A 14,706-nucleotide genomic window follows, 5' to 3' on the forward strand; every position below is an offset into this window, starting at 1 on the left:
TCATGTTGACACCCAATTATGACAATCACCGGCAATTACCCAAAGTGGAAATGATGAAAGTGGGAGAAATTGTGCAAGCCTGTCTGCGTGGAAAATTATTGAGCGATGAGCCAATGAGCAGGCATGTCTCCTGGCGGGCGGGCGGTCATGCGGCCAATTTTTATGTACCGGCGGATCTTAGTGATCTTGCTGTTTTTCTGGCGGCCTGGCCGGAAAATGAGCCGGTTTACATGATCGGGCTCGGCAGTAATCTGTTGGTCAGGGATGGCGGCGTAACCGGGGTAATCATTGCGCTGCACGCGCGGCTCAATGATCTGGTGTTGATCGAACACAACGCACAGGGCGGCATAATTTATGCCGGAGCAGGCGTAGCTTGCGCCAAACTGGCAAGATTTGCTGCTGCGCAGAACCTGACTGGTGCGGAATTTCTGGCGGGTATTCCCGGCACGATTGGTGGTGCGCTGGCAATGAATGCCGGTTGCTACGGCAGCCAGACGTGGGAACGGGTTGCGCGCGTCAACACCATCGATCGAATCGGTGCTTTGCGAGAACGGCAACCGGATGAATATGCAATTGGCTACCGGCAGGTTGCGTTACGTCAGAATATCCATGCCAGCGATACCGAATCGTGGTTCGCGGGTGGGTGGTTTTGTCTCGATTCTGGCAATCAGGAGACTTCTCGCCAGAAAATCAGGTCATTGCTGGCGACGCGCATCAAAAGCCAGCCCCTGAGTTTCCCCAATGCGGGTTCGATATTTCGCAATCCACCCGGAGATCACGCCGCTCGCCTGATCGAGGAATGTGGATTGAAAGGATTGCGTATCGGTGATGCCATGGTATCTCCCAGGCATGCAAATTTCATTATTAACTGTGGCCGGGCATCGGCCAGCAATATAGAAGATGTGATTAATGTGGTAAAAGAGACGGTTCTATCCAGAATGAGGGTCACACTCATTCCGGAAGTTCGCATTATCGGGGAGGAGCAGAAAGCATGACTACCAGCGAGTTTGGCAAGGTTGCCGTGTTGCTGGGGGGGCGATCTGCGGAACGGGAAATTTCACTGAAAAGTGGCGCGGCTGTGCTCGCTGCCTTACACCGGTGCGGGGTAGATGCACATGGCTTTGATCCTGCCGGACAGTCGCTGGATAACCTGCTTCGAGATGGTTTTGATCGTGCCTTCGTTGCGTTGCATGGGCGTTATGGCGAGGATGGCTCGGTGCAGGGTGCGCTGGAATTGATGGGAATACCCTATACAGGTAGCGGTATACTTGCCAGCGCGTTAGCGATGGATAAATGGCGTACCAAAATGATCTGGCAGGCAGCCGGAATAGATACGCCGCAGCATCTCATGCTCGACGCCGACAGTCGCTTTGATGAAGCAGCTGAAATGTTGAGTTTGCCGATGATCATCAAGCCGGTGCGTGAAGGCTCCACCATTGGTCTGAGCAAAGTGACCAGTTCGCAGGAATTTCAGGTAGGTTATGCCTTAGCTGCCAGCTGCGATGAATTGGTGATGGCTGAACAGTTTATCGATGGCATCGAATTGACTGCTGCCATTCTGGGCGATGCGCCTTTACCTCTCGTGCGCATTGATGTTGCAGATACGCTCTATGATTATCACGCCAAGTACTGTTCGGAAAAAACCCGCTACACCTGCCCAAGCGGGCTATCAGATGAATTAACGAGCCAGATTCAGTCGATTGCCCTTCATGCTCACCGGATACTGGGGTGCTCGGGCTGGAGCAGGATCGATGTGATGCTGGATAAGGATGAGCGCCCTTTTTTGCTGGAAGCCAATACGTCACCGGGCATGACCGATCACAGCCTGGTTCCCATGGCAGCAAAGGCAGCTAATATTTCATTTGATGAACTCGTCATTAAAATACTCAAATTGGCTGGACAGCCTGGGAAATAAAAACATCATGTGGAATGATCATCAGACTCTGAATTTATTGGCTAATACACTATTGACAGGTGTGCTGTTAATTACGATTTATGCAATTGGCGTTAGAGTGTTAGCATTACCGTTTTTTTCTCTCCGGGAAATTCGGATCGAAAGTGTGGATCATTTGCGGGTCAAGCAGGGAACACCACTTAATGTTTCACGTAATCAGCTGGAGCTGGTTATTAAAAATTCTACAAGCGGAAATTTCATGACTATTGATCTGCATGCCTTGCAGACAGCGTTAATTGATCTCCCATGGATACGATCAGCCACCATTTCGCGCCAGTGGCCGCCGGCTCTGCATATTTTGCTCGAAGAACATGTTCCGCTGGCGTACTGGGGAAATACCGCGTTGGTCAATACACATGGGGAAGTATTTCATGCGAGCGTCCAGGAGAGTTCCATGCCTGTGTTTATTGCCGCTGATTTCGAGAGTAGTTCGTTAATCTCCCGCAACTACAGGGTTTTCAGGAAAATATTGCAAACAATTGAACAAAATGTAGTGGAAGTGGTGCTGACACCCAGGCATTCCTGGCATATCCGTCTGGACAGCGGTGCCTGGCTGAAACTGGGACGTAAAGAGATCAAGTCACGCCTGCAGCGCTATATTTCCGTTATGCATCAGCATAAGCATGGGTTTGATCAGGATGGTTTGCCGTTCTATGTGGATTTGCGCTATCCCGACGGATTTGCCATCGGCAAGCTGTCTGGTTCAGCCAGTCCTAACCCGGCGACGTTTATTTGGCCAGGCAGGGAAGTGACTAGTCAGGGAGGATTTTAAAAATGAGTAAAGCCGGGGAAACCAGACAAATGTTCGTCGGTCTCGATATCGGAACGTCCAAAATTGTGGCGATCGTTGCTGAGTTGATGCCTGAGGGAGGATTCGAAGTCATTGGATTGGGCAGCCACCCATCGCGCGGCCTCAAAAAGGGGGTGGTTGTTAATATCGAAACCACGGTCGATGCCATCCGGCGAGCACTTGAAGAAGTCGAGCTCATGGCCGGGTGCCACGTTAGTGAGGTGTACGCTGGCATTGCAGGTAACCATATCAGAAGTTTCAACTCGCACGGCATGGTGGCGATCAAAGACAGAGAAGTGACGCAGGCCGATGTCGAAAAAGTCATGGAAACCGCAAAAGCAGTCAATATTCCCGCCGATCAGCAGATCTTACACATTCTCAATCAGGAATATATCGTTGATGGTCAGGAAGATGTTCGTGAGCCGGTAGGCATGAGCGGCATCCGTCTGGAAGTCAAAGTACATATTGTTACTGGTGCAGTTTCTGCCGCACAGAATATCGCTAAATGTATCCATCGTTGCGATATCGGTGTTCGAGATCTGGTGTTACAACCGCTGGCCTCCGCAAGAGCGGTTTTGTCCGATGATGAAAAAGATCTGGGTGTGTGTCTGGTCGACATTGGAGGCGGCACGACAGATATTGCGGTATTTACCGACGGCGCAATCCGGCACACCGCTGTCATCCCGGTTGCTGGCGACCAGATTACCAACGATATTGCGATGGCATTGCGCACGCCCACCAAAAATGCAGAAGATATCAAGTGCCGTTATGGCAGTGCGCTGCGTGCACTGGCGGATATCCATGAAATGCTGGAGGTGCCTGATGTAGGCAATCGTGGTACCCGCGCACTCTCCAGACAAACTCTGGCCGAAGTCATCGAGCCAAGGGTGGAAGAGCTTTATCTCCTGATCCAGGCTGAGCTGCGCAGAAGCGGATTTGAGCAATTGCTCTCCTCCGGGATTGTGATTACCGGAGGTAGCAGCTCAATGCAAGGCATGGTCGAATTGGGCGAGGAGATTTTTCATATGCCGGTACGCCTGGGGCTGCCCATGTACAAAGGAAATCTTGAAGAAGTTATCCAAACACCCCGGTATTCAACTGCAATTGGCTTGGTAATGGTGGGCGCCGAGGAGCATCTGCGTCACCATAAAACCAGATTGAAAGATAATTCAGCCAAACAGGTGCTGGCAAGAATGAAAGGATGGTTTCAGGAAAATTTTTAACGAAGTTAATGTTGTGTGTCACCAGTTAGTTGTCTGTCTTAAATTTTGATCAAAAAGGAGTAATGCCATGTTTGAAATTACCAATACCGAGTCTCAGGAAGCCATTATTAAAGTCATTGGTGTAGGGGGATGTGGTGGCAATGCAGTCGATCACATGATTCGTAATGAAACGAAAGGAGTTGAATTTATTTGCCTGAATACTGATGCGCAGGCACTGAAAGGCAATCAGGCGCCAACCCTGCTCCAGCTTGGCGCCAATGTCACTCGCGGATTGGGTGCGGGTGCCAATCCAGAAGTCGGTAAGGAGGCTGCGCTGGAAGACCGGGATCGCATCGCCGAAATGATTCAGGGTGCAGATATGTTGTTCATTACTGCGGGCATGGGCGGCGGCACTGGCACAGGAGCCGCACCAATCGTGGCACAAATTGCCAAGGATATGGGCATTCTGACCGTTGCCGTTGTCAGCAAGCCTTTTTCGTTTGAGGGCAAACGTCTGAAAGCTGCGCAGCTTGGAATGGAAGCACTTGCCCAGTATGTCGACTCTCTGATCGTTATCCCCAATGACAAGCTGATGAATGTGCTTGGCAATGATATCAGCATGCTGGATGCTTTCAGGGCGGCAAATGACGTACTTTATGGCGCCGTCGCCGGCATTGCCGAAGTGATCAACTGCCCAGGGCATGTTAACGTGGATTTTGCTGACGTTAAAACGGTCATGTCGGAAATGGGTATGGCCATGATGGGTTCCGCAGTTTCCAGTGGGGTTGATCGTGCACGCATGGCAGCAGAACAGGCGGTTGCCAGCCCGTTGCTTGAGGATATTGCGCTGACGGGTGCACGGGGTGTGTTGGTCAATATTACTGCCAGCTCAACGATGAAAATGCGCGAGGTACAGGAAGTGATGGATACCATCAAAAAACTGACCGCTGAAGATGCAACCGTCATTGTTGGTACAGTTATTGATGAAGATATGGGAGAAAGCTTGCGGGTGACACTGGTTGCAACCGGTCTGGGTAGCGTATCGCAACAAGCACAAAGACCGTTGAAAGTGATTAATGCCCGTACTGGTACTGATGATCGGGATATGTCACACAATATAGATGAACCCGCCGTGATGCGCACGGGCAGAAGAGGTAACGCCGTTGTGGCTGCCATGCAGCAATCAGGTATGGACCCGATGGATATTCCCGCTTTTCTGCGCAGACAGGCCGATTAAAAAAGAGGTAAAGAAAAAAACCAGCCACGCTGAATCAATAAGATAGCCGTCGGTGACAGTTGCTATAGAGGTGCTGTCTCCTTGTTTCTCGGCTATTGGGTAGCAAACCGGCCACAGGCGCCTAGCCACGCCAGATCGGTTTGCTACCCATGTTGTTCACGGTAGCTTCACCATATAAACGGGCATGAATTTCGCGTAATACCTGAAATTCCTTCATGACTTCAAGCGGGAAACCGTTACGCTCGCGCCCTTTCTCAACGACCATCATCTGATCAAGATACAGATAAACTTCATTGTGACGCCATAGCAGTTCTATTTTTTCCGCTATCCTTGGATAGGAATGATCAAGAATAGATTCCTGATCACCCAGAAAATCTGCAAATTCTTTTATGCTGTTTTTCAATGCCATGTTGTTGACTCACAGACAACGAGAGATAATGAATTCTCATTAACGGCAAGTATTCACCCGAGTTTAGCAATTTATGGATCAGACTGCTTTTTCAGGTGCCTTATTTTGATCGGATGTGCGCTCGATTACTGCGGCAAAGAAGCCATCGGTATGGTGATGAAGGGGGGATAGTTGCAGGAATGTTCCCACATTAATTAGCGGGATTTGCTGCTGAGCGAGCAGGTGACCACAATCCAGTAGTGCAAAGTCGGGATGTGCTGCGAGAAACTGCTCGATAATCTGTTGATTTTCCTCCGGTAGCAAACTACAGGTCGCGTAAACCAGTCGTCCACCGGATTTAAGCAGTTTGGCTGCAGCATTGAGAATAGATTCTTGCTTGATTTTGAGTTCGCTAATACTGTCAGGTGTTTGCCGCCACTTCAAATCCGGATTACGACGCAAGGTTCCCAGCCCGCTACAGGGGACATCAACCAGTACCCGGTCAATTTTCCCGGCCAGTCGTTTGAGTTTCATATCACGCTCACTGTCAATCCGCTGTGGGTAAACATTGGATAAACCAGAACGTTTCAGGCGCGGCTTGAAATTCCCAAGACGTTTTTCGGAAATATCGAAAGCGTAAAGGCGTCCATGGGAGTGCATTAATGCACCGAGCAACAGGGTTTTTCCACCCGCACCTGCACAGAAATCTACCACCATTTCACCCCGTTTGGGTGCGAGCAGATAACCCAACAACTGGCTACCCTCATCCTGTACCTCAATCTTGCCTTCCAGGAATAAAGGATGGCGGTTGATTGTGGGCTTACCAGGCAAACGAATGCCAACGGGAGAATAGGGAGTCGGGTGAGCATCCATTCCTGCTTGCGCCAATTCGGTCAACACAGTTTCGCGTTTTGCCAGCATCGTGTTTACTCGAATATCCAGGGGGGCGGATTGTTGTAACGTTTTTCCCAGATTCAGAATTTCATCATCTGTCATGAAGACTTGCAGCTTCTCGACCAGCCATGATGGCAATTCCGCCTGTATGGGTAAGGATAACGTATCTAGTGATACGGCTTTGATGCGAGGGATCCATTTCGCCTCCACTTCACGAATAAGTGGTTGTATCTCACGCAAATTGACGCCCTGAAATCTTGCCAGATAAGCAATGACCATTTCGCGTGCAGTCGCTTTCTCGAACTGACTTTCCAGGAAAAAACGGTGACGCAGCACCCCAAATACCGTTTCCGCTATAGCGGCACGGTCATTTTGCCCCAGTTGTGGATGGTCACGAAAGTACTGACTAAGCAGAACATCAGCGGGCGCCTGAAGCGGCAATACCTTGCGCGTGCCTGCGATCAGCAGACTAAGTTGCTCAGTGGTCAGCGGCATGGGTCACCAGTTGTTGCATGCGACCATCTGGATTGTATCGGATGGCAGAAATCAATTGGTCAACTTCAATACCACCACTTTCCATAGAAATGATCCGTAGCGGTAATAGAAAATAGTCCTTGGCAAGCCAAAGTTTTTTAGGATGAGGGTCTTCTGGTGTGGATTGTCTAGTCAGCACGATCGTTGCGAATTTACCTATGGGAGTGATGAGGGCTTCCTCGCTGACAGTATAACGGGCAGATTGCAAGCGACGATGATCTGTTTCATGAATGAAGAGTGTTGTCTGCGGAATACCGGCAAACATGAAGTGATACATGAAACTCAGCTTATCCTGAGTATCATTCGGCAGATGTTCTGCCATTTCCCTGCCTTTGCGCCGATAGATGATGCGCTGCTGTTGCCAGTCGAACGTGACCTCGCGCACCGGTTTGTCTCCGCGCTGGTCAGTAAAAAGTCCAGGTTGCAGCTTTTCCTGATGAATGATGCCGGTGCTATGCAATACAATGCTGCCGGTCTTGAGCAGGCTGAGTAATCCGCTTGCCCTGACTTCACTTTTTATCTGATAGTGACGGATATCCTGTTGTTGCCCGATGGCAAATTTATGGCTGGCTTTGCCACTCCCGATATTTCCCCTCAGGGTATATTCCAGTTCAAATTGAGTTGGTAGATCCACGCCATAGGCTGCGCCAGCCAGCCAGAACAATAAAATAAGTAGCAATGATTTCATATGGTTATGACTCTACGCAAGGTGACAATAGTACTTCATGAGGTTCGCACCCGGTCCCGCTGACCACGACATGGCTATCGATGATTCGCAAACGATCCTGCAGAAACCAGCACACCGCTTGAGGATAAATCAGATGTTCCTGACGCAACACCCTGTCCGCCAGCATTTGCGCAGTATCATTCTGGAGTACGGGTACGGCTGCCTGAACAATAATCGGACCATGATCGAGCTGTGGCGTAACAAAATGAACCGTACAACCGTGAATTCGGGTTCCCTCGCGCAATGCGCGCTCATGGGTATCCAGTCCGGGAAAAGCAGGCAGCAGGGAAGGATGAATATTGATTAACCGGCCGTGATAACGATGCACGAACTGATCAGACAAAATGCGCATGAAGCCCGCTAAAGCAACCAAATCGGGCTGGCAACGATCAATTTGATCCGCCAGCGCAAGATCAAACGCCTCTCGGTTTGAAAAATCCCGATGATCAATTGTATACGTAGAAATGCCGCGCGACCGGGCATATACCAATCCTGCCGCCGCCGGATTATTGCTGATTACGACAGCGGTATAGGCAGGTAATGAGGCTTCCAGCAAGGCTTGCATGTTGCTGCCCCTGCCTGAAATCAGGATGACCAGAGATTTCACGGTTCCGCTGCTATTAAATAAATTCAATCGGAGACGCGCCTGCCTCACGGCTACGGATGGTGCCAATCTGCCAGGCAGTTTCACCCGCTGCGTTCAAAATACCGAGAGCATCCTGAACATGCTCGGCAGAGAGCATGACCACCATGCCAATGCCACAGTTGAATACCCGTAGCATTTCCTGTTCACTGACATTACCCTGTTGCTGCAGCCATGCAAATAACGGCGGGCGTACCCAGCTTGCAAGATCAATCTGCGCGAGCACGTCAGCTGGCAGAACGCGCGGGATATTTTCCAACAAACCACCGCCGGTAATGTGCGACAGTCCTTTGACCGGCAATGCTTGAATCAGCGCCATGACTGATTTGACATAAATACGCGTCGGAGCGAGCAAGGCATCGATCAGCCTGCTACCAGCCACCATGCTGTCCAGCATGGTTTCATTTTGCGAGATAATTTTTCTGATCAGCGAAAATCCGTTGGCATGCGGTCCGCTGGAGGCAATGCCCAGCAAAACATCACCTTTCTCGATATGGCTGCCATTTATGATGCGATCTTTTTCCACCACGCCCACCGCGAAACCAGCCAGATCATACTCGCCCGATGCGTACATGCCGGGCATTTCTGCTGTTTCGCCACCAATCAGCGCACAACCAGCTTCTTCGCAACCCTTGGCAATTCCCTGGATAACTTCAGCAGCAATAGCCACATCCAGCTTGCCACAGGCATAATAATCCAGAAAAAATAATGGCTCTGCTCCCTGCACCAAAATATCGTTGACACTCATCGCAACCAGATCGATGCCGATAGTTGAGTGACGCGCGGACTGGAAGGCGAGTTTCAGCTTGGTGCCGACGCCATCCGTACCCGATACCAGCACCGGCTGCCGGTACCTGGTAGACAATTCGAACAGCGCACCAAATCCGCCGATACCGCCGAGTGCTTCCGGGCGCAGCGTACGTTGCGCAAAAGGTTTGATTTTCTCCACCAGAAGGTTGCCGGCATCGATATCTACACCGGATGACCGGTAAGTAACGCCGCTTGCGTCCGAGGAGTTGGTTCTGGATGCAGTCAAGTTGAGTTCTCGCAGGGTTGGGGTTAGAGTGGCAGATTTTCAGGGTGAATTTTACCGTAAATGAATAGTAGATATACTGGGGAATCCCGTTTTTTGTGGTGGGTCACGTTTATTGGTTTCAGTGGTGGGTTAATTTATTTGCTCAGTCCGATCCTGACGCCCTTTTTGCTCGCTGCGGTTATAGCCTATATCTGTAATCCGCTGGTAACCTGGCTTGCATCCCACAAAATCCCAAGAACCCTGAGTACGATACTCGTCATGCTGTTTGCAATTGGTATGCTGTCAACTATGGTGCTGATCATGTTGCCGCTGTTTGAGAAGGAAATATCCAGACTGGTCGAACGACTCCCTTTCCTGCTCGATCTGCTTAAAAATCGCGTAATTCCCTGGTTAGCAATCAATTTTAATCTTGAACTTCAAATCGACCTTGCTTCACTCAAGCAAATTATTTTTGAGCACTGGCAAAGTGCGAGCGGGATAGCTGCCAAGATGCTGCCCGGCCTGAAAACTGGAGGGCTGGTGGTTCTGGAATTCGCCATGAACGCCCTGTTGCTACCAGTCGTTTTATTCTATTTGCTGCGTGACTGGAATATTTTGATCGAAAAGCTTAAGGAACTGGTGCCACCGCGCTGGCAGGAACAAGTTTGGATTCTGGCTCAGGAAACAGACCGTGTCCTCGCTGAATTTATGCGTGGCCAGGTTGCCGTCATCATTATCATGAGCGGGTACTTCATTACCGGGCTATGGCTGGCTGGTCTGGAATTTGCTTTGCCGATCGGGCTGATCGCCGGTGTGCTGGTATTCGTACCGTATCTCGGTACGATTGTTGGTCTGGCGCTGGCAACGCTGGCTGCTATTACCCAGTTCCAGGAATGGGGCGGCGTGCTGGTTGTCTGGCTGGTTCTGGGTTCCGGACAATTGCTGGAAAGTATGCTGATCACCCCGCGGCTTGTCGGTGAACGTATTGGCCTGCACCCGGTAGCCGTCATTTTTGCATTATTGGCTTTTGGTCAGCTATTTGGTTTTATTGGCATCCTGCTAGCACTCCCAATAAGCGCCGTTCTGCTGGTCTGGCTAAGGCATCTGCACAGCCAGTATTTAGAGGCTATGGAGTCAGATAATTAAGGCAAACAACCTGGAAGATGCCTTTCTATGCCCCGCAGGCGCAAGGTCTCCATAATACGTAGAGCGACGTTATCCAGCCACGGCCAATCCATTTCCACACCGGTATATTTTTCGGGATAGCGTAAAATTTTCCGGCATTGTTTTACAAAACAGAGCGCATCAAATAACCCCCTTGCTCCAAATAACAGGTGCTATACTCCACCGCTCAATAGGCGCGCCTCGATCAGTCAGCGCGCCGTCAATCGGATCTGTCGCTTTTCTAGTACTGCCTGTTTGATATTCCCGTAACGACAAGATGTCAGCCTTGACTGGTTCCTGCGCTTTTACCCAAAAGTTGCTGATAAGGCGAGAGATCAGGAGCTATTCATGTTATTTTCAGAACTTGGCCTGTCTGCCGAAATTCTGCGTGCTATCGAAGACGCGGGTTATTCCACCCCCACCCCGATACAGATACAAGCCATTCCGGTCGTGCTGGAAGGTCGCGATATGCTCGCCGGCGCACAGACCGGTACCGGTAAAACAGCCGGCTTTACGTTGCCACTTTTACATCGATTATCGAATCGCACCACGCCGGGACCTTCGGCAGGCCGTCCGCCCATTCGGGCGTTGATCCTGACACCAACGCGCGAACTGGCCGCGCAGGTGGAGGAAAGTGTGCGTACTTATGGCAAATATCTGAAGTTGACTACCATGGCGATGTTTGGTGGAGTCAGCATCAATCCGCAGATAAAAGGGCTGAGGGGCCGTATTGATATTCTGGTAGCAACGCCGGGCCGTTTACTCGATCACGTCAGTCAGGGCACGATCGATTTATCTCAAATTGAGATTCTGGTGCTGGATGAGGCTGATCGCATGCTTGATATGGGATTTATCCGTGATATTCGCCGCGTCATCGCACTGTTGCCCAAGAAACGTCAGAATCTTCTCTTTTCGGCAACCTGTTCGGACGAAATCAAAACTCTGGCCGATGGTATTTTGAGCAACCCCGCTTATGTGGAAGTTTCCCGTCGCAATGCGACTGTTGAGGCCATTTCCCAGCGCGTGTACATCGTTGATCGCGACAAAAAACGCGATGTGCTGGTGCATCTCATCAAGGAGCAGGACTGGTCGCAGGTGCTGGTGTTCACCCGTACCAAGCACGGTGCGAATGCCCTGGCCGAAAAGCTGGTCAAGGCGGATATCTCCACTATGGCGATTCATGGCAACAAAAGCCAGACCGCGCGCACTCGCGCATTGGCAGAATTCAAGACGGGGCAGTTACGGGTGCTGGTGGCTACCGACATTGCCGCGCGAGGGTTGGATATTGACCAATTGCCGCATGTCGTGAACTATGAACTGCCCGATGTCGCCGAGTCTTATGTTCATCGCATTGGTCGCACCGGTCGCGCCGGCGCAGCCGGTAGCGCCATTTCGCTGGTATGTGTGGATGAATTCAAACTGCTGCGGGACATTGAGCGCCTCATCAAAAATGAGATCGAACAGCATACCCTTGCCGGGTTTGAACCTGACCGCAACGCCAAGCCACAACCAATACAGCTTCGCAGCCCCGGCGTGCGCGGTGGGCAACGGCAAAACCAGGGACAAGGTGATGGCGCGGCGGTTCGTGGTCGCAGCACGGCTGCTGTTACCCGCCCAGATCGTGCGCCCGCTTCCAGACAGGGACGCATTGCGCACCACGCCAATCAGTCTCTGTCGGAAAATCACGCACCACGCGGTGAAATCAATGGCAATACCTGGGAAACCACAACGCCTCGCCCAGCCGTTTCTCCTGGTCGCAGGCAAAATAGTGATCGATCCCGCACTGCCAGCAAACCATCGATTTCTCAATCTCATTCCGGAGCGCCACGAACTTACGGTGGCGGTCAGGGGCGCGGGCGGAGAGAAGGTTAAGAATCAGGAAAAACTACTTCGCGAAATTGTGGATTGGGCGACAACACTTCCAGTTTACGTAACTTTGTCAGTTCAATTTGCTGCGAACCGCCATCTGCCTCCAGCAACAGAAACTCCTTTTTGTCCGGGGTGGTGAGGATATCCCTGGCTTTGCCTTCGATGGTTGAGTCGTCTTTCAGCACTAATCTGATCTGGTAGCGGTACATGCAGACAACCTCGATATAGTCGTGCAGCTCGCAGGAAATCAGTTCATTCGTCATGTCAATTCTCTCCTTTTTCAAATTCGGTGAGCCGGATGACAATTGAGGCTCGCGTCCAGTGCGTGCAGGCGCTCCGGTGTGCCAATATCCATCCAGGTTCCAGAAAAATACGCGCCACTGACTTTGCCGCCATCCATGGCTTCGCGCAACAGCGGAGCAAGCTTTTGCGACTGGCAGGGTGCAATATCCTTAAACAGCAGGGGATGATAAACGCCGATGCCGCTGAAGGTCAATTTTGGCCAGCCCGTCTTGCCTGATTGTGACAATTGCCCAGATTGCGGATGCAGCCAGAAATCTCCTTCGCCGTGATGCACGGGATTGTCAACCAGTATCAGATGAGCAAGCAGGGAGTTGACGGTTGAATTCATCTGCTCGAGTACCGAATGCAGGCTTTTGAAATCAAACTGGCAGAAAATATCGGCATTGACAACGGCAAAAGGACGCTGACGTTTGTCATCCGTCAGCAACGGCAGCGCATTGGCAATGCCGCCCGCTGTTTCCAGCCCTTCCCGTTCAGCGGAATAACGAATGGCAACTCCGTAACGGCTGCCACTGCCCAATCTGGATTCGATCTTGCTGCCAAGATAGGCATGGTTAATGACCACATCGTCAAAACCCGCAATGGCAAGCTTTTCCAGATGATATTCGATCAGCATTTTTCCGCCTGCGCGCAGCAGCGGTTTAGGAAGATTATCCGTGAGTGGCCGCATGCGTGTGCCTTTTCCCGCAGCAAGCAACATGGCGGTAAACATGCGTTCAGACTGTCAAAATGTATAGCCAACCTGTGGCGTGGCCTGCTCGAACTCATTGAGCAGATTGAATAAGAGATGCAGCTCCCGGTAACGCTCGCAGGCTTTACGTAAATGGCGCATGACGTTTGGCATGTCCTGCAGGTAGACTTTTTTATGATCTCGATGACACAGGCGTGCAAAAATTCCCAATACTTTGAGATGTCGTTGTATACCCATCCACTCAAAATCCAGATAAAAAGTGGAAAAATCCTCTGCCACCGGCAAACCGGCCTTACGTGCCTTTTCCCAGTACAGGATTGTCCAGTCGAGGATCTGTTCTTCCTCCCACCAGATGTAGGCATCCTTGAGAAGGGACACCAGATCATAGGTAATCGGGCCGTAGACGGCATCCTGGAAGTCGAGCACGCCGGGATTGGGCGTGGATACCATCAGATTACGACTATGGTAATCGCGATGAACATAAACCTGTGGCTGGGCAAGATTATTGTCGAGAATCCGATCAAACGTAGCATTGAGCATATTTTTCTGTTCCGGGTTCAGACTGACACCCAGATGTCTTGCCAGATACCAGTCCGGAAAAAGCTGCAGTTCCTGCATCAGCAATGCACGGTCATAGGCTGGAAATATCGCCGGCGCGCTGGCTTGCTGCAGTCTGATCAATACATCGATGGCATTCTGATAAAGCACATTGGCCTTTTCCGGTGTGGCGGTCAGCGCCTGCAGGTAAGTGGTATCACCCAGATCGGCAAGCAAAATAAATCCCTGTTGTAGATCATAGGCAAATACACCAGGAACAGGCACGACCGCTCGGGAAAATACTTCTGCAGCATGGAGAAAAGGCGCGCAATTTTCCTGTGGCGGCGGAGCGTCCATGGCAATGAAGGTTTCACTATTCACCGTGACGCGGAAATAACGCCGGAAGCTGGCATCGGACGAAGCGGGGGTCAGCGTCAACGCTTGATCCGGGTATCGCGTTTGCAGCCATGCTCGCAAGTGTTGTAAACGATTCATAATAGAAGGCTGTCAAGAACTCAAAATGGGGCTAGCTGTGCATATGTGTCCGGCTAATGATTTGACCATTAACCCGGCATACTGAGGATCCGCTAAATGGCTAATGTAACATTTTACTCGTCAATATTTGATCTTCGTGTAGTGGTTCTCACGCCGCACACGAAAGTTGCAAAGACGGAGACTGGATAGTCATAGCGACATCCGGAAATAATCATGCTTGCACAAAAATCTTTTCTTAAATATAATGAGAATCGTTATCATTT

Annotated in this window: 15 protein-coding genes; 7 read left to right on the top strand and 8 right to left on the bottom strand. The window is 50.8% G+C overall.

Going from position 1 to position 14,706, the window contains the following annotated elements:
* Window positions 1-50: 50 nt before the first annotated feature.
* The 5 genes from murB (at window position 51) to ftsZ (ending at window position 5,183) form a co-directional block, all read left to right on the top strand.
* The gene (gene murB, locus IPG31_10700; protein ID MBK6618795.1) at window positions 51-995 is read left to right on the top strand and encodes a UDP-N-acetylmuramate dehydrogenase; all 945 of its coding nucleotides are present in this window, start codon (window positions 51-53) and stop codon (window positions 993-995) included.
* Window positions 992-1,915, top strand: coding sequence for a D-alanine--D-alanine ligase (locus tag IPG31_10705; protein ID MBK6618796.1), 924 nt, complete (start codon window positions 992-994; stop codon window positions 1,913-1,915). Before murB ends, IPG31_10705 begins: the two co-directional genes overlap by 4 nt.
* 7 nt (window positions 1,916-1,922) lie before the next feature.
* Entirely contained in the window at window positions 1,923-2,726 is an 804-nt protein-coding gene (locus tag IPG31_10710; protein MBK6618797.1) for a cell division protein FtsQ/DivIB, read from the top strand.
* 2 nt (window positions 2,727-2,728) lie between these two features.
* On the top strand, window positions 2,729-3,967 hold the full coding sequence (gene ftsA / locus IPG31_10715; protein MBK6618798.1) for a cell division protein FtsA: 1,239 nt from the start codon (window positions 2,729-2,731) through the stop codon (window positions 3,965-3,967).
* A 67-nt stretch (window positions 3,968-4,034) separates the two neighbouring features.
* A complete protein-coding gene (ftsZ, locus tag IPG31_10720; protein MBK6618799.1) occupies window positions 4,035-5,183 on the top strand; it encodes a cell division protein FtsZ in 1,149 nt (382 codons plus the stop codon).
* A 121-nt stretch (window positions 5,184-5,304) separates the two neighbouring features.
* Here ftsZ and IPG31_10725 read toward each other — a convergent pair whose 3' ends face one another.
* The 5 genes from IPG31_10725 to purM form a co-directional block, all read right to left on the bottom strand.
* Complete coding sequence (locus IPG31_10725; GenBank protein MBK6618800.1) at window positions 5,305-5,592, bottom strand: hypothetical protein; 288 nt, start codon at window positions 5,590-5,592, stop codon at window positions 5,305-5,307.
* A 78-nt stretch (window positions 5,593-5,670) separates the two neighbouring features.
* Window positions 5,671-6,960 (bottom strand): RsmB/NOP family class I SAM-dependent RNA methyltransferase, encoded by a 1,290-nt coding sequence (locus tag IPG31_10730; GenBank protein MBK6618801.1) that lies wholly within the window; start codon window positions 6,958-6,960, stop codon window positions 5,671-5,673.
* Entirely contained in the window at window positions 6,944-7,687 is a 744-nt protein-coding gene (locus IPG31_10735) for a DUF3108 domain-containing protein (protein MBK6618802.1), read from the bottom strand. The genes IPG31_10730 and IPG31_10735 overlap by 17 nt, the downstream gene beginning before the upstream one ends.
* Before the next feature lie 4 nt (window positions 7,688-7,691).
* A complete protein-coding gene (locus IPG31_10740) occupies window positions 7,692-8,333 on the bottom strand; it encodes a phosphoribosylglycinamide formyltransferase (protein MBK6618803.1) in 642 nt (213 codons plus the stop codon).
* A 13-nt stretch (window positions 8,334-8,346) separates the two neighbouring features.
* Window positions 8,347-9,405 (bottom strand): phosphoribosylformylglycinamidine cyclo-ligase, encoded by a 1,059-nt coding sequence (purM, locus tag IPG31_10745; GenBank protein ID MBK6618804.1) that lies wholly within the window; start codon window positions 9,403-9,405, stop codon window positions 8,347-8,349.
* 60 nt (window positions 9,406-9,465) lie between these two features.
* Between purM and IPG31_10750 the strand changes: the two genes are divergently transcribed.
* Both IPG31_10750 and IPG31_10755 read left to right on the top strand, forming a co-directional pair.
* Complete coding sequence (locus tag IPG31_10750) at window positions 9,466-10,530, top strand: AI-2E family transporter (GenBank protein MBK6618805.1); 1,065 nt, start codon at window positions 9,466-9,468, stop codon at window positions 10,528-10,530.
* Window positions 10,531-10,896: 366 nt separating this feature from the next.
* The gene (locus IPG31_10755; GenBank protein ID MBK6618806.1) at window positions 10,897-12,420 is read left to right on the top strand and encodes a DEAD/DEAH box helicase; all 1,524 of its coding nucleotides are present in this window, start codon (window positions 10,897-10,899) and stop codon (window positions 12,418-12,420) included.
* Here IPG31_10755 and IPG31_10760 read toward each other — a convergent pair.
* Genes IPG31_10760 through IPG31_10770 form a run of 3 tightly spaced genes read right to left on the bottom strand, consistent with a single transcriptional unit; the run spans window position 12,417 to window position 14,443 of the window.
* The gene (locus tag IPG31_10760; GenBank protein MBK6618807.1) at window positions 12,417-12,680 is read right to left on the bottom strand and encodes a Rho-binding antiterminator; all 264 of its coding nucleotides are present in this window, start codon (window positions 12,678-12,680) and stop codon (window positions 12,417-12,419) included. The two genes, IPG31_10755 and IPG31_10760, sit on opposite strands and share 4 nt — an antisense overlap.
* A gap of 17 nt (window positions 12,681-12,697) precedes the next feature.
* On the bottom strand, window positions 12,698-13,420 hold the full coding sequence (locus IPG31_10765; protein MBK6618808.1) for a nucleotidyltransferase family protein: 723 nt from the start codon (window positions 13,418-13,420) through the stop codon (window positions 12,698-12,700).
* A gap of 24 nt (window positions 13,421-13,444) precedes the next feature.
* On the bottom strand, window positions 13,445-14,443 hold the full coding sequence (locus IPG31_10770; protein ID MBK6618809.1) for a phosphotransferase: 999 nt from the start codon (window positions 14,441-14,443) through the stop codon (window positions 13,445-13,447).
* Window positions 14,444-14,706 lie beyond the last annotated feature (263 nt).

It is taken from the genome of Nitrosomonas sp., assembly GCA_016703745.1.
Lineage (GTDB): Bacteria > Pseudomonadota > Gammaproteobacteria > Burkholderiales > Nitrosomonadaceae > Nitrosomonas.